This is a genomic window from Flavobacterium plurextorum, assembly GCF_002217395.1.
Classification (GTDB): Bacteria; Bacteroidota; Bacteroidia; order Flavobacteriales; family Flavobacteriaceae; genus Flavobacterium; species Flavobacterium plurextorum.
Window position 1 is genome coordinate 207357 of sequence record NZ_MUHD01000027.1, and the last position, 17017, is coordinate 224373.

The 17017-nt window shown below is 33.7% G+C and carries 10 protein-coding genes and 1 tRNA gene; 6 read left to right on the plus strand and 5 right to left on the minus strand.

The features are described from left to right. Positions 1 to 387: 387 nt before the first annotated feature. Complete coding sequence (locus B0A81_RS14660; RefSeq protein WP_089058732.1) at positions 388 to 1485, plus strand: slipin family protein; 1098 nt, start codon at positions 388 to 390, stop codon at positions 1483 to 1485. A gap of 1379 nt (positions 1486 to 2864) precedes the next feature. Next, positions 2865 to 3368, plus strand: a complete 504-nt coding sequence (locus B0A81_RS14665) for a hypothetical protein (RefSeq protein WP_089058733.1) — start codon at positions 2865 to 2867, stop codon at positions 3366 to 3368. Positions 3369 to 3487: 119 nt separating this feature from the next. On the opposite strand, the gene B0A81_RS14670 is transcribed toward B0A81_RS14665, so the two are convergent. The 5 genes from B0A81_RS14670 to B0A81_RS14690 all read right to left on the minus strand — a co-directional run bounded on the left by B0A81_RS14670 (position 3488) and on the right by B0A81_RS14690 (position 14253). Next, positions 3488 to 5266: an AMP-dependent synthetase/ligase gene (locus tag B0A81_RS14670; protein WP_089058734.1), complete on the minus strand. Its 1779-nt coding sequence runs from the start codon at positions 5264 to 5266 to the stop codon at positions 3488 to 3490. 158 nt (positions 5267 to 5424) lie between these two features. Continuing rightward, complete coding sequence (locus B0A81_RS14675) at positions 5425 to 5868, minus strand: hypothetical protein (protein WP_089058735.1); 444 nt, start codon at positions 5866 to 5868, stop codon at positions 5425 to 5427. 136 nt (positions 5869 to 6004) lie between these two features. Beyond that, entirely contained in the window at positions 6005 to 8410 is a 2406-nt protein-coding gene (locus B0A81_RS14680) for a TonB-dependent receptor domain-containing protein (protein WP_089058736.1), read from the minus strand. A gap of 375 nt (positions 8411 to 8785) precedes the next feature. Then, positions 8786 to 12439, minus strand: a complete 3654-nt coding sequence (purL, locus tag B0A81_RS14685) for a phosphoribosylformylglycinamidine synthase (RefSeq protein WP_089058774.1) — start codon at positions 12437 to 12439, stop codon at positions 8786 to 8788. A 302-nt stretch (positions 12440 to 12741) separates the two neighbouring features. Beyond that, entirely contained in the window at positions 12742 to 14253 is a 1512-nt protein-coding gene (locus B0A81_RS14690) for a hypothetical protein (protein ID WP_089058737.1), read from the minus strand. A 248-nt stretch (positions 14254 to 14501) separates the two neighbouring features. On the opposite strand from B0A81_RS14690, the gene B0A81_RS14695 reads away from it, so the two are divergent. The 4 genes from B0A81_RS14695 to B0A81_RS14710 all read left to right on the plus strand — a co-directional run bounded on the left by B0A81_RS14695 (position 14502) and on the right by B0A81_RS14710 (position 16938). Further along, entirely contained in the window at positions 14502 to 14933 is a 432-nt protein-coding gene (locus B0A81_RS14695; RefSeq protein ID WP_089058738.1) for a PaaI family thioesterase, read from the plus strand. Between the two features lie 3 nt (positions 14934 to 14936). After that, positions 14937 to 16001 carry a chorismate-binding protein gene (locus B0A81_RS14700; protein ID WP_089058739.1) on the plus strand — a complete coding sequence of 355 codons (1065 nt, stop codon included), beginning with the start codon at positions 14937 to 14939 and terminating at the stop codon, positions 15999 to 16001. An 80-nt stretch (positions 16002 to 16081) separates the two neighbouring features. Then, positions 16082 to 16798: a bacillithiol biosynthesis deacetylase BshB1 gene (bshB1, locus tag B0A81_RS14705; RefSeq protein WP_089058775.1), complete on the plus strand. Its 717-nt coding sequence runs from the start codon at positions 16082 to 16084 to the stop codon at positions 16796 to 16798. Between the two features lie 66 nt (positions 16799 to 16864). Then, positions 16865 to 16938: transfer RNA gene (locus tag B0A81_RS14710), tRNA-His, on the plus strand. Positions 16939 to 17017 lie beyond the last annotated feature (79 nt).

Consider the following 17017-nt stretch of genomic DNA (forward strand, 5'->3'; position numbering starts at 1 on the left):
AGGGAGGGACTAAATTTCACACTCATGATAAAACCAGTGCGAACAGAAATGTATTTTGAAATACTCATTTTCTTTTCGGTTTGATTGTTTAAGGATTCTTAGAATCGCTTTTACAAAATAGAATCGCAAAACAATAGGAGTAAACAAACCGCAAGCTGTTTGTCCGTTTTTCTCGGAGGAGAGAGACAATGAAGTTTTTTTATTTAGAAAGATTAGAGAAGATAGAAGATAGAGAATAGATTATAGAAGAAAGATTATAGAAGAAAGATTATAGAAGAAAGAGGATAGAAGAAAGATTTCGGTAGTGTTAAACTTGAAACTTGAAGCTTGAGACTTGAGACTTGAAACTTGAAACAAAACAGATAAAAGAAACAAAATAAAAATATTATGATAAAAAGAATTAAAATCGAAGCTTACCAAGTGGGTTTGGTATTCGAGAACGGAAAATTAGTGAATGTATTAGAAGCGGGTTTGCATTGGATTTTAGGAGACAAAAATGTAATGACTTACCATATGAATACAGCTTTTCAGGCGCCATTTGAGTTGAATATTTTGTTGCAAAACGAAAAATTGGCTTCTATGTTGCAAATTGTTGAGGTTGCCGATAATGAGATTGTTTTGCAATTCGTAAACGGAAACTTTAAAGGTGTTTTGCCTGCGGGCAGATTTGCTTTTTGGAAAGGTATTGTGAAAAATGAATTCACAAGAGTGGATGTTTCTAAAATTGAAATTACAGAGAATGTTGCTGTCAATTTGTTAGAAAATACTCAATTGAGACTTTTTACAAGAAAGTATATTGTTTCAAGCAATGATAAAGCATTGTTGTTTGTAAACGGAACTTTTGTAAAAGAGTTAAAAGCCGGAACACACTACTTTTGGAACAACGCTATCACGATCGAAGTTAAAACTGTTGATGCAAGACAACAACAAGTCGAGATTTCTGGTCAGGAATTGTTAACGAAGGATAAAGCAGGATTACGAATCAACTTTTTTGTGAGATACCAAGTGGTTGATATCATGAAAGCTTTGGTCGATAATAAAGACTTTGATAAACAATTGTATGTAGCCATGCAATTGGCTTTGAGAGCTTTTGTTGGTGGATTGACTTTGGATGAATTATTGAGCAAAAAGGACACCATTGCCGAAGCGATTTTGGATGAAGTAACGACTAAGATCAACGAGTTGGGATTGGTAATTTCTGATGCCGGAATTCGCGATGTAATCTTGCCAGGAGATATGAAGGAAATCATGAATCAGGTTTTGGTTGCCGAGAAAAAAGCGCAAGCTAACAGTATCATGCGAAGAGAAGAAACCGCCGCAACCAGAAGTTTGCTAAACACTGCAAAGCTGATGGAAGAAAACGAAATGTTGTGGAAATTGAAAGAAATGGAATATGTGGAGAAAATCGCTGATAAAATTGGTGAAATCACAATTTCAGGCGGTGGAAACGTTATCAGTCAATTAAAGGAAATCTTCGTGAAATAAAAAAGGCTGTCTAATAAAAGACAGCCTTTTTCTTTGGTTAATTATTTTGATTTTTAATTGAATTCACAATCGGGAGACTCGTTCGAACAAGAGAGAAATGCAAAACTTATAAATAGAAATCTTCGAGCTGGTTTGTTGCAAATAACTTAATTTTTGTAAAATTTGTTAAATTATCACAAAATATACTACATTTGTATCTGTAATTAAAAAACAGAAAAATACATATGATACTTTCAATAAGCAAAAATTTTGAACATTTAGCCGGAGATTTTCCAGCTGAGATGTTTGGATGCGTATGTATTTTTATGAAAGGATAATGTAAAATTAAGAGTTAAACTCATCATAAAATAGAAAAGCGTCCTAATTTCAGGGCGCTTTTTTTGTTTTTAGCACTTCGACTTCGCTTAAAAAGCACTTCGACTTCGCTCAGTGTGACAATAAAAATCGCTCAGTGTGACAAGAAAAATGTTTCGACTTTGCTCAATATGACAACAAAAAGATGAAAAATAAACCTTAACCAAAAATATTTTAAAAAAATAATTGACCAAATGTTTAATGATTAATCAAAATAGCGAAATATAATCTTGGAAAGTAATCTGATGAGTAACAGTCATTTGATAAAAAGATAAATCTGCACCAGTTTGCGGACAGGGATTTCTTTGTTTTAATTTTAGGGTTAATTGATTGATAGTCAGAAAATTAATCTTAAAAAATATTTGGAAATATGATTTTTTCGATATTATCTTTGCCTGACAAAATTGAAGCAACGAGTTTCAAACAACAACAACAACAACAACAACAACAACAACAATTTTAAAAAATAAAACAAAATGAGTTTTAAATTATACATATACAACCCAAGACTAGCAGCCGCGACTTCGAATAGTGAATGCTTTTACATGTTGGTGCATCAATATAGACAATAGGATAATTATATCGTATTTGTTATGAAGCACCTTTTATTGGGTGCTTTTTTTTTGCCTTAGAGGCAAAGACAGAAAGTGACAAAGGTTCAGAGTTCAAAAAGAAAAAGCGTAACTGCTTAGTCTCGAAGCTTCGGGATAGTATCTCAGAAGCTTAAAAAAGAAAGTTTAATAATAAAAATTTAAGGATGAATCAAAAAATAGGACTTAGGTCAGACTATAGTGGTCAAACAGATAAAGTGGAATTTAGTGAGCCGCCATTTGCCTCGAGAAGAAAGATGGATTTAGAGCTTATTAACCTATGGAATGGAAAGGTGAATTTTAAGGAAATTATATATATCATTTAGAGATATTTCTCTGTTAAAGCAATGGTGCTTTTGAACTTTTGTGGTATTGGATTTCTTAGAAAAGCCTTCGATTTCCTGAGATTCCCAAGAATTACAAAATCAAAATATCATGCAAAACAATACATTACAACAATATAAAAAAGCAATTAGAAAAAAATACGAGTTAGAAAAAGAAGGTAAATACTTTGATTATTTGTACAAGCCTTCTCGTGGAAAACTTCGTGATTTATGCTGGTTGATTTTCGAAAATAACCCAACAAAAGATGACTCGAATGTTTTTAGTAATCTTTTGGGCTTAGATTTCGATCACACCAAAAAGAATAAGTTTAAGGAGAAGAAAGATAAGTTTAGACCTATCGAAACTTTCTTTAAAGGTGAAACAGATCCATCAAATATAGATGCTATAAATATGGCAGCAATTTTGGTTGATTTTGAGCCGCGTCCTTTCAAAAAGTTTTACGAAAATTCTAAAACTGAAGAAACAAAACCAGTTAAACGGATTGAGAAAGCTAAAGCAGTTTTTGAAAAAAAGAGTTCTGTGAAAAAAGAAAAGGCTGAGAAAAAGTCTAAGAGAAGGAATTTTTTTCACGATTTTAAAAGTATGTTCTTCTAGTAAACAGAAGTTCGAAACTGCCAAAATGAAATTGGTAAATTGAAGAGATTTTCATTAAATAAAAAACGGCTGTCTAAAATTTAGACAGCCGTTTTTCTTTGGTTAATTATTTTGGAATTTTAATTGTGATCGTAGATTTTTGCGTAAAGATCTTTATAGATTTCTTTAATGATTTTACGTTTTAATTTTAGAGTAGGAGTAAGCTGACCTCCGTCGATAGACCAAACATCTGGAGTAAGCTCAAAACGTTTGATTTTTTCCCAGTTTCCAAATTTTTCATTGATGCTTTCGACTTCTTCATTTATACGTTTAATTACATCGGCATTGGCACTAATTGCGGCATCTGTATTTCCTAAAGTAATTTTATGAATTTTAGCCCATTCTTTTACGAACTCAAAATTTGGCTGAATAAAAGCACCAGGCATTTTTTCACCATCGCCAATTACCATAATCTGTTCAATAAAACGAGATTGTTTCATCGCGTTTTCAATGATTTGCGGTGCAATGTATTTTCCTCCTGATGTTTTGAACATTTCTTTTTTACGGTCAGTAATTTTCAAGAAACCTTCGCTGTCGATTTCACCAATATCACCAGTATGGAAATAACCGTCTTGTAAAGCTTCGGCAGTTTTTTCTGGATCTTTAAAATAACCTAACATTACATTTGGTCCTTTACAAAGAATTTCACCGTCTTCGGCAATTTTTACTTCGATGTTACGAATTGGTTTTCCAACGGTTCCAATTTTAAAACCTCTGTTTCTTTGATCGTTTACAGCAATTACAGGCGATGTTTCAGATAAACCGTAACCTTCCATAACTGGAATTTCTGCAGCAGCAAAAACTCTTGTTAAACGTGGCTGTAAAGCGGCGCTTCCAGAAACCATTAAATCTAAATTTCCTCCTAAACCTTCTTTCCATTTGCTGAAAATAAGTTTACGAGCAATTTTTAACTGGAACTCATACCAAGCACCGTTGGCTCCGTATGGTTCGTATTTTAATCCTAAATCAATAGCCCAGAAAAATAATTTTTTCTTGATGCCTGTTAATTCACTTCCTTTAGCATAAATTTTATCATAAACTTTTTCTAAAAGTCTTGGTACAGCTGTAATTACGTTTGGACGAACTTCTTTTAAGTTGTCACTGATTTTTTCAATAGATTCACCAAAATAAACTGAAATACCATAATATTGATAGATGTACAAAATCATTCTTTCAAAAATATGGCAGATAGGCAGGAAGCTTAAAGCAGTGCTTTTTCCTGGATCAAATGGTATTCTTGGTGCACTGTCTAAAACATTAGAAACAATGTTTCTGTGCGAAAGCATAACACCTTTTGGTCTTCCTGTAGTTCCAGAAGTATAAATAATAGTGGCTAAATCATCTGTTTTTATACTGTCTTTTCTTGCTTCAACTTCGGCTTGATTGCTTTGGTCTTCACCAAGAGTTAATAGTTCAGACCAATGTTTACAGCCTTCAATTTCATTAAAAGAATAAACTTCTTTTAGAGTCGGCACATTTGCTTTGATAAGATTTACTTTTTCAAGTACTTCTACATCTGAAACGAAGCAATAAATACTGCCGCTATGGTTCAAAATATATTCGTAATCTTCCTCAGAGATTGTTGGATAAATAGGTACGTTCTGCGCACCAGTCTGCTGGATACCAATATCCATAATATTCCACTCGGTACGGTTGTTTGAGGTAATTAGGGCAATTTTATCATCTTTTTGAACGCCCATGCGCAATAATGCTCTCGAAACAGCATTTGCCTTTGCAATATATTCCTGGCTAGATGTTTTTTCCCAGACTCCATTTTTTTTAGTTGCTAACGCAACTGGAAGATCGTAAGTTTCTTGTTGATAATAGGGAAAATCAAAAAGGCGTGTGATTGAAACCATGTTTAATATATTGAATTTTATCGCAAATTAAATAAAAAATAGGTATAATTTTTAATTTTATGGAATTTTATGGGAAAATTTATAGGTACTTTTAAAAATCAACGAAAACGTTTTCTTTTTTGTAGTAAATTTTAGAAAAAACAAGAATTATTTATTTTTTAAGAGCGTTTTTTCGATTCAGAATCTTCAGAATAATCTTTGATTCGTTCGCCCATTATGAACATTTTTTTCTTGTTGAAATGAATTGAAAATTGAACATAAATCCAATCTTCTTCATTGTTTGGTTTGTACCACATGGTATATGAAGCGCTGTTGTAACCTTCTTTAAAAATTGGAATGCCGTCTTCAGAACATTCAATTCCCCAGTTTATACTTTTTTTGGATAGATCTTCGTATTGAAAAGTTCCTGTTCCGTTAGCATTCAATTGTACAATTGGCTCGGTTTTTCCTTCATATAAAAACGTTCCCTCAATTGGATAGCCAATTTTTGTTGTAATAAAATGATCGTGAATTTTATATCTTATTTTGTCAATCTTAATTTGTGCATGCGATTGAGCTGCGACTAGAAATAGCGCATAAAGGAGTGCTTTGTAAAATTTCATTCTATGTAGGTTAATTTGTTTTTGGAATGGGCCAAAAAGTTCTTGGGCTCGAACTTTTTGGCGAATATAGTTCAAATTTCAGTAGAAATTAGAATCCAAATTATAAGAATGAATATTTTTATTTTTGTGTAAAAAACTATTCTGTAGAGAACTGATTTTCTAATAATTTTTCTTTAAAATCAGATTTAAAAGTATAAGCAAAAGTCAGCATAAATGCACGAGTATCTGATTTGTTAGTTCTATTATTGCTAAATAGTAAAGTGTTGTTTTTGTAACCGCTTTCGAGCGTGTTAAACATATCGGTAACAACCAAACCTAAACGTGCGTTTCCTTTTCCAAGTTTCTGCTGAAAACCCATATCGACATTATAAACCGGAATTCGTTTTCCTTGTGCTGTTGTTAAAGCCGAATTGTAATTTCCGATAATCTGAAGTTTTCCGCCTTTCCAAGGAACAAAATTATTGATGATTTTTCCGTACCAGCTAAAAGCATTTTTTACCACATCTTGAGTTAGATTTGTAGCATCTATTTTTTGTTCGAAAGCGGTTAAACTAATATTGGCATCGTAAAAAGAGAATGGTTTTAAGGTGAAAATAGTTTCTAAACCATAAGTTACCGTACTTCCTATGTTTCTTGGTTGCTGCAAAATTACACCATTATCCTGCAATTCTGCATACTGTCTAATCGCGTCTTTTGCATTTCGGTAAAAAGCATTGGTAGAAAAAGAATAGTTTTCCCAGTTTTTATTGTAGCTTGCTTCAGCAATATGAATAATCTCAGGTTTTAAATAAGGATTTCCAGTATGAGGATTCAGCGCATCAGTAATATCAATAAACGGATTTAAATCGTCTAGATCTGGACGGTTAATACGCTTGCTGTAACCAAATTTGATAAACTCATCTGGTTTTAAATTCATTTGTAAAGAAGCGGAAGGGAACAATTTTAAATAATGATTTGAAAAATTATCAGTGTTTTTCTGCGTTTCACCATTGTTTGAAACTTGTTCTGCACGAAGTCCTAAATTATATTTCCACTTAGGATTGTCAGTTTCGCCAATAAACGAATTCAACATTCCGTAAACAGCATTTATTTGTTCGTTGTATTTAAAAGTATTGCTTGCCAAAGGATTAACAATATATTCGCCGTTTGTCAAATCGGCACTTTCAAAGTCTGAGTCAAAAAAACGAAATGTTCCTTTATATCCAGTTTCTACAATTGATTTTTCAGATACAGGAATGGTATAATTTAGAATAGCATTCGAGATATTTTCATTTGTATAATTATGAGTTCTTTGCCATGCAGCATCACCTATTTGTTGTTTATAAGCGTCATAATTATAAGTATCAATATCGGTGTTCTCTTTGTGTTTGTTGAAAGAAGAAGTAATACTTGCGTTTAGACTTTTTCTGTCGTCAGAAAATTTTCGGTCGTAATTAAAAGCAAATTCCCCCACTTTTGTACGTTCCAATTCTAAAGAATGACGTTTGTTGCTCGAAAAAAACTGATTTGTACTTGTATTTACCTGTGTGTATAAAGTTTCGTCGTTGTCTTGATTTTCTAAATTTCCGAGTGCTTCAAATGAAAAGCTGTTTTTGTCGTTTGGAGTAAAATCGACATTAAATTTTAAGTTTTGTAAACCTTCTGTACGAGCATCATCTCTATTTTGATGAATGTAATGTTCGTCGTCTATGAAAAAATTGGTTCGGTCAGCATTTATCTTTTTAGTTCTGCCGGCAAAACGATTATCATAGGCTAAACCAAAATTCCATTTTTCAGTTTTATGATTTAAGATCACAGAGCTGTTCATTCTTCCTTTAGCACCAAAACCAGCGCCTAGAACTACCGCTCCATTTATCCCCTGTTGATTGTTCTTTTTAAGCTTAATATTTATAATTCCGCTTTCAGCATTAGCGTCATATTTTGCTGTCGGATTGCTTATGACTTCGATACTTTCTATACTGCTTGCCGCAATTTGATCCATATTTGTAATGGCCGAATTTTTACCATTAATCAAAATCATTGGCGATTTCCCTCTTAGTGTTATTCCGCCTTCAGCATCAACTGCAACAGTCGGAATACTTTTTAACATATCTGTTGCTGTACCGCCGGACTGTGAAATGTTTGAAACGGCATTAAAAACAAATCCTTCATCTGTTCTTTGAATTTGTTTTCTCTGAGACTTTACAACAATATCATTTAGTAAATTGGTGTCGGTTTGCAATTTTATGGTTCCAATAGAAATTGGACTTTCAGAAACCTTTATTTTTTGAGATATAGTTTTAAACCCAATTATTTTAAATTGAAGTTGATAATCTCCAGATTGAATGTTTTCTAAAGCAAAGTTTCCTAAAACATCAGTTACTGCGTAATTGGCTATTTTGGTGGAATCGCTGGCGCTTTTTAGAACCACATCAACAAATTCGACAGGAAGTTTTCCGTCAGTAATGTTTCCTTTTATAGCTGCGGTTTTTTGAGCAAAAGAAAACTGGCTTATAGTAAATAAGAAAATTAGCAAGAATAATTTTTGGATCATATTTTTCATGAAACAAAGATATTTACCAGAATGTTTACGCTTGCTTAAGCTGTCTTAAGATACCATTAAATTAATCTTAGAATAGTTTTAAATAGTTTTGTTTTTATTCTAACCACAAATATGCATAGTTTGTTATCTCGACGAAGGAGTGATCACACAAGCAACTCCACAATCTAAATGGATAATCTTTGTCGAATCCCAAGTGTGATTCCTCGTTTCTCAGAATGATAAGATTGTGGGAAAGTGATTTTTTGCCACTCCCGATAGCTATCGGGATAAAGGATTAGAATGATTTTCTAATTGATAGAAGAAAAATCTGTGATAATCTGTGGCTATAAAAAAAACGCCCGATAAAATTCGGGCGTTTTAGTAAAAATATATTTCTTAGTTTTTCTCAATCCATTTTCTGGCATTAACAAAAGCTTCGTGCCAAGGCGAAACCTCGTCATTTCTGTCTTTTGGATAATGTGCCCAGTTCCATTGAAAAGTTGAACGCTCAATGTGAGGCATCATTACTAAATGTCTTCCTGTTTTATCACACATCATTGCTGTGTTGTAATCAGAACCATTTGGGTTTGCAGGATATCCTTCGTAAGCATATTTAGAAACAATGTTATAGTTTTCTTCAGCAAGAGGTAGATTGAATTTACCTTCTCCGTGAGAAACCCAAACTCCTAAAGTACTTCCAGCCAAAGTCGATAACATAACCGAATTGTTTTCTTGAACTTTTACAGAAGTAAAAATACTTTCGTGTTTCTGGCTTTCGTTATGGTGCATTTTTCCGTGAACTTCATGTTCTGGATTAATAACTTCCAATTCCATAAACAACTGGCATCCGTTACAGATTCCAACAGATAAAGTATCTTCTCTTTTAAAGAAATTGTCTAAAGCTGTTTTTGCTTTTTCGTTATATAAAAATGCTCCCGCCCAACCTTTAGCAGAACCTAAAACATCTGAATTAGAGAATCCTCCGACAGCACCAATAAACTGAATATCTTCAAGAGTTTCACGACCCGAAATTAAATCGGTCATGTGAACATCTTTTACATCAAATCCAGCTAAGTACATTGCATTTGCCATTTCGCGCTCCGAATTACTTCCTTTTTCACGAATAATAGCTGCTTTTGGTCTTGGTTTAGAATTGTCGATTTCCGGTTTTTTACCTGTAAAATGTGCAGGGAAAGTATAATTTAAAACCTGATTTTTATAGTTTTCAAAACGTGCCTGAGCTCTTCCGTTTTTAGATTGTTTTTGATCTAATAAATAAGAAGTTTCGAACCAAACGTCTCTGTAAGCTTTTATGTCTAAAGTCCAAAGTCCAAGGTCTAAAGTCTCAGTAGTTGTTGCTTTTCCTAATTTGAAAAACTCGATATTATTAGCATTCAATTTAGCTTCAACGGCTGCATCAGATTTAGCTTGGAAAACAATTCCGATATTTTCAGCGAAAAGGATTTTTAATAAGTCTTTTTCTGCGAAAGCTGAGAAATCAATTTTTGCTCCAAGATTTACATCAGCAAAACACAATTCTAATAAAGTAGTGATTAAACCACCGCTTCCGATATCGTGACCTGCTAAAATTTGGTTTTCGCCGATTAATTCCTGAATCGTATTAAATGCATTTTTAAAGAAAGAAGCATCTTTTATAGTAGAAGTTTCGTTTCCAATAGTGTTTCTAATTTGTGCAAAAGAAGAACCTCCTAATTTGAAATCATCCTGAGATAAATTGATATAATAAATAGAATCTCCGTTTTTCTGTAAAACTGGTTCCACTACTTTTCTAATATCTGTACAGTTTCCTCCAGCCGAAATAATAACCGTTCCCGGCGCGATTACTTCGTCGTTTGGATATTTTTGTTTCATCGAAAGTGAATCTTTTCCTGTCGGAATATTGATTCCCAATTCGATTGCAAATTCTGAACAACCTTCAACTGCAGCGTACAAACGAGCATCTTCACCTTCGTTTTTACAAGCCCACATCCAGTTTGCAGATAATGAAATTCCTTTTAACTGATCTTTAATTGGCGCCCAGATAATATTTGATAACGATTCTGCGATTGCATTTCTAGATCCTGCAACTGGATCAATTAAAGCAGCGATAGGAGCGTGCCCAATAGAAGTTGCGATTCCTTCTTTACCTAAATAATCTAAAGCCATAACGCCCACATTATTTAAAGGCAATTGTAACGGACCTGCATTTTGTTGTTTAGCTACTTTTCCTCCAACGCAACGGTCAACTTTGTTAGTTAACCAGTCTTTTGAAGCAACAGCTTCTAAACGTAAAACGTCTTTTAAATAACTTTCAAAATCTGCAGCGTTGTAAGCAACATCAGCATATTTTCTATCGATAGTTTTGTCGTTCATAACCGTTTTTGGAGAACTTCCGAAGAAATCTTCTAAAGCATAATCCATCGGTTTTGAACCATTTGATTTTGATTGAAAAGTAAAACGGTGATCGCCCGTAACATCTCCAACCTGATACATTGGCGAACGCTCTCTGTCGGCAATTCTTTGTAATGTATCAATATCTTTTTGACCAATAACCAATCCCATTCTTTCCTGAGATTCGTTACCGATAATTTCTTTTGCAGAAAGTGTTGGATCTCCAACAGGTAATTTGTCTAAATCAATTAAACCTCCAGTTTCTTCTACTAATTCAGAAAGACAGTTTAAGTGTCCGCCAGCACCGTGATCGTGAATAGAAACAATTGGATTGTTGTCGCTTTCTACTAAACCACGAATCGCGTTAGCAGCACGTTTTTGCATTTCTGGATTTGAACGCTGAATTGCATTTAATTCGATTCCTGAACCGAAAGCTCCAGTATCTGCAGAAGAAACTGCAGCACCACCCATTCCGATTCTATAATTTTCTCCTCCAAGAATTACGATTTTATCGCCTTCTTGCGGTTTCTTTTTAATGGATTGATCCAATTTTCCGTATCCAATTCCTCCCGCTTGCATGATTACTTTGTCGTAACCAATTTTACGGTCGTTTTCTGAATGTTCGAAAGTTAAAACGGAACCTGTAATTAACGGCTGACCAAATTTATTTCCGAAATCTGAAGCTCCGTTTGAAGCTTTGATCAGAATATCCATTGGTGTTTGGTATAACCATTTTCTTTCTTCAAGAGCGTTTTCCCATTTTCTGTCATCGTTCAAACGAGAATATGAAGTCATATAAACTGCAGTTCCTGCTAATGGCAATGAACCTTGTCCTCCTGCTAAACGGTCACGAATTTCTCCTCCAGAACCTGTTGCAGCTCCGTTGAAAGGCTCAACTGTTGTTGGGAAATTGTGTGTTTCAGCTTTTAAGGAGATAACCGAATCAAATTCTTTTATTTCGTAAAAATCAGGTTTGTCAGCTGATTTTGGTGCAAATTGCTGCACTTTAGGTCCTTTTACAAAAGCAACGTTGTCTTTGTAAGCAGACACAATATCGTTAGGATTTTCCTGTGATGTTTTTTTGATTAACTTGAAAAGAGAAGTTTCTTTTTCTTCACCGTCAATAACAAAAGTTCCGTTGAAGATTTTGTGACGACAGTGTTCTGAATTTGCTTGTGAGAAAGCAAAAATTTCAGAATCAGTTAGTTTTCTTCCTAGTTTTGTTGCAAGATTGTTTAAGTATTCTACTTCTTCGTCACTTAAAGCTAAACCTTCAGCTTTATTGTAAGTTGCAATATCATCAATTTCCAGAATTGGTTCCGGCTGAATGTTGATAGTGAAGATTTCTTGATCTAATTCGTTGAATTTTTGAAAAAGCATCGGATCAAAATCAGTGAAATTTTCCGTTGCTGGATGAAATTCTTCAATTCTGATAATGCCCGGAACACCCATGTTTTGAGTGATTTCTACAGCATTTGTGCTCCATGGTGTGATCATAGTGGCGCGAGGACCAACAAAAAAACCCGTCAATGCGGATTTTTCGATCTTATTCGAGTCGGCAAAAAGCCAGTTTAATTTTGAAATGTCTTGAGCTGAAATTTCGTTTTGCGTCTGTACGGCAAAAACAGTTTTGCTTTGGTTTTCAAAGAAATGGATCATTGTTTTGTGTAGTTTGTTGTATTGAGGTGCAAATTTAATGTAAATAAATAGCAAGCGCAAATTTGATAACAAACTCTTTTGAAAAAAAATTACAGGATTTTTTGAACCATATAAGTTATATAAGTTCATTTTAGAAGTTTATTTTTTAATCTCGCAAAGGCACAAAGAGGCAAAGCCTATTTTTTAAGCCTAATTGATAAAAAAACTTTACGACTTTACGACTTTGCGAGCAACAAATCTCACAAAACTTAAATTTCTTCTATAATTTATATGGTGGAAAAAAAATGTCTTTTGTGTGAAAACTATTTTGGAAAAACTGCACTCTGATAAGCTCCTAAATCTGGTGGAGAAGTTCTTGTGATTCCTAAAATATCTAACGGAATTATATACAACTGATTTCCTTTCGCGAAAGCGGCAGAAGTTTTATCGATATTGAATTTATTCTGATTGACATTATAAAACTTCGGATTTTCATTGAGAATGATGTTGCTGTAATGCTGCGTATCCGTTTTAAATTGATAATCAGGATTTGTGGTTGAACTGCTGAATTTTAAAAGACAATTGTTCAATTGATAAATAAATGGTGCGTTTGTGTTCTTGTTTAAATTAAACTCGTTGGTATTTGAACCATAAATTATGCAATTATTAAAAGCTGCCTGCGTCAGCGCATTCGTTTCTGGCATTTTACCTGCCAAACTATTGCTTAGATTAACTGCAAAGTGTGAGCTGCTTTGCCAATTGTTATTAAAAGTGCAATGCGTAAAACTATAATTTCCACCATAAACACATGATAAACTGGCTAGGCCGGCATAATTTATAACTAGATTTTCTCCATTAATTCGGGTGTTTTGTGCTAAAATTCCATATTCAGCACAATTATAAACTTGGGTATTTTTAATTTGAATTGTGTTAACTGAATTTCTAATATCTAATCCTGTAATCGCATTTTTTAAAGTTAAATTTTTGATTGAATGGTTGTTACTTCCGTTTTCAAGAATAACCGATTTCCATTGTCCAGGAATATCCGAATAAAGGGATTCTAGTCGATCGCCTTGAAAAATAACTTCATTTTCAAGTTTTTCTGTTGTTGAAGTAGTTCCGTTAATTTGAAGAGAAGCATTCTTACCAACATATAATCCTGAGTTGGTATGAAAGTGAACTCTTGCGCCGGCTTCGAATGTGACTGTTTTGTTTTCTGGAACTCCAGCGTAACCATAAATTACATACGGTTTTTGTTTGGTGAAAAGTAATTCATTTCCGTTTACAGGATCATTTTCGTTGAGATAAAATCCGTCAACATCTTTGCCGTCGATTTTGATTTTCTCTTTTGTTCCGTTCGGATTTTGATTCGGATATAAAAAAACAGCATCCTGAATTAAAGTCACCAAAGCTACTTGCTGCAGATTTGCGCCGCTGTCAAATTGAATTTCATCAGTATATAAAAAATCTGCGGGATCTGCATCTGCAATATTTGCAGTGGTTTCAATAAAAATGTACAAACTGTCTTTTGCAAGAAGTGTAACATTGTTAAAAATTTTACCATTATTGCCACTCATACCATCAACAGTCATGCGGTATTTTGAGTTTAGACCTTTTTTGAATTGCACAACAGGAATCGAAATATCGTTTTTACTTCGATTATACACTTTTAATTGATAAGTGCTTGAGCCAATGTTTTTAAAAACGGTGTCCAAATAAACGGTGTCTTTAGAAAACTTTAAATCTCCAGTACTGGCAACGGTATCAAAGTCAGTTCGGCATGAACTGAAAACTAAAATTAAACCCAGAACGAAGATTGCAAAGTATTGACGCATTTACATAGTTTTTTTAGCCACAGATTGAAAAGGATTAAAAAAGATTTTTGCTTAAATGCAGAAAAAAATAATCTGTGTAAATCTGTGTAATCTGTGGCAAAAAAAAATTGGCCAAAGATTAATTTTTGATTGTTTTTGTAAAAATAACAAAAAACTTACACGTTTGAAGTTGAATTTTTAATTTTAGAATCTGATTTTTCAATTTGTGTCTTATCTTTCTTTAATTTTACGATTTTAAAGTTTATTTAATGAATTATACAAAAGAACAGATTTTAGCGTACTGCAATGAGTTTTCTAAAAATACATTGATGGAAACGCTGAAAATAGAATATATCGATGCTGGAGAAGATTTTTTAACGGCAAAAATGCCTGTTAACCCAAGTGTTCATCAGCCAATGGGATTATTGCACGGCGGAGCCTCGGTAGCTTTGGCAGAAAGTGTTGGAAGTGCCGCTTCGCATTTTTTTATTAATGCAAAGGAACAAGAAGTTCGTGGTATCGAAATTTCGGCAAATCATTTAAAAAGTATTCGTGAAGGTGTTGTTTTTGGAACAGCACGAATTATTCATAAAGGCAGAAGTCTTCATCTTTGGGAAATTAAAATTACGGATGAAGAAGGGAATTTGATTTCGCTTTGCAAATTGACGAATATGGTTTTGGACAGAAAGAAAAGTGAATAAATTATGAATCCATTTTTCTTGAAAATTAAAAAGCATAAAGAACTGAATTTACCTTTTGTACTTTATTCTAAACCCAATACTACAGATCTGATTGGGATTTTGCAGCAAAATAATACGTTATATACCGTTTCAGATTATAGTGAGAAAGGGTTTGTGTTCGCTTCTTTTGATGAAAAACAACTGATTCTGATTCCTGAAAATGAATCGGAAATTATTACTGCAGAAAAAGAGTTAACTTCATTTGAATCAATCGAAAGTGATGATTTGAATTTTGATTCTGAAGCTAAGTTTCAATACGAATATTTGGTTGCACAAGGAATCCAAGCCATCAAAAATGAAGAATTTAAAAAGGTAGTTTTATCACGAAGTGAAGAAGTGCCTTTGATTGAATTTGATTTTGTCGCAACTTTTCAGCATTTGGTTCAATTATATCCAGCGACTTTTTGTTATTGTTTTTTTCATCCGAAAGTTGGACTTTGGATGGGAGCGACGCCGGAAAAACTGCTAAAAGCAAATGAAAATGTTTTTGAAACAATGGCATTGGCGGGAACGCAGAAAGATGATTTGCAAACTGAGATTGTCTGGCAGCAAAAAGAAAAAGAGGAACAGCAATTTGTGACTGATTTTATTGTAAAAAGGCTTAGAGAATTTACGGCTTCGGTTGTGGTTTCTGAACCATATAGTTTAAAAGCGGGATCAATCTGGCATATTAGAACTGATATTTCGGGAGTTTTAAAGGATAAGTCGACTTTAGAAGAAGTTATTGATACACTTCACCCAACGCCTGCAGTTTGTGGCTTACCGAAGAAAAAAGCAAAAGCTTTTATTACTGAAAATGAAAATTACGATCGTACTTTTTACAGCGGATTTCTCGGAGAGCTTAATAGAAGTTTTACTGGGAATAATGTGAGTTCTGATTTATTTGTAAATTTACGATGCATGCAGATTCAGGAAAATAAAGCCATTTTGTATATGGGATGCGGTATTACCAAAGAAAGTATTCCAGAGAAAGAATGGGAGGAAAGCGTCAATAAATCAATGACGATGAAAAGAGTTTTAAAAAAATAGTTTATAAATTGTTTCAAGTTTCAGGTTTCAAGTTCTGTTGACAACTTGAAACCTGAAACTTGAAACTTGAAACAAAAAAAATGAAATTAGACATATTAGCCTTTGGCGCGCATCCTGACGATGTAGAATTGGGTTGTGCAGGGACAATTTTAAAAGAAGTTTCTCTAGGTAAAAAAGTTGGTGTTGTTGATTTAACACGCGGCGAGTTAGGAACGCGCGGAACTGCCGAAACTAGAGATGAGGAAGCAAAAGCTGCAGCAAAGATTTTAGGAGTACTTGTTCGTGAAAACTTAGGACTTCGTGACGGCTTTTTTGTAAATGATGAAAAACATCAATTAGAAGTCATTAAAATGATTCGTAAGTATAAACCTGAAATTGTTTTATGCAACGCTGTTGACGATCGTCATATCGATCATGGAAAAGGAAGTAAATTAGTTTCTGATGCTTGTTTTTTATCAGGATTGGTGAAAATAGAAACTTCTATAGATGGAGAGCAGCAAGAAGCTTGGAGACCAAAAGTAGTTTATCATTATATTCAATGGAAAAATATTGAACCAGACTTTGTAGTTGATATTACGGGTTTTGAAGAAAAGAAGATTGAATCAATTTTGGCTTATAAAACGCAATTTTATGATCCAAATTCAAATGAACCTGCTACGCCAATTACAAGTAAAAACTTTTTAGAAAGTGTAAAATATCGTGCGCAGGACTTAGGACGTCTAGTTGGTAAGGATTTTGCCGAAGGTTTTACTGTTGAAAGGTGTTTGGCAGTCAATAGCTTAGAAAATTTATTGTAAATTTTTCATTTTTTTCTTTGTAGAACTCAACCTTTGTTCTATATTTGCACTCGCTAAGCAAAAATGGTGGTTGTAGCTCAGCTGGTTAGAGTAGCGGTTTGTGGTGCCGCGGGTCGCCGGTTCGAACCCGGTCAGCCACCCAGATTTAAAGCCTTGAAGAAATTCAAGGCTTTTTTTGTGCGTTTAATTTTTTTTAACCTATAAGCGATATAAGTTCAT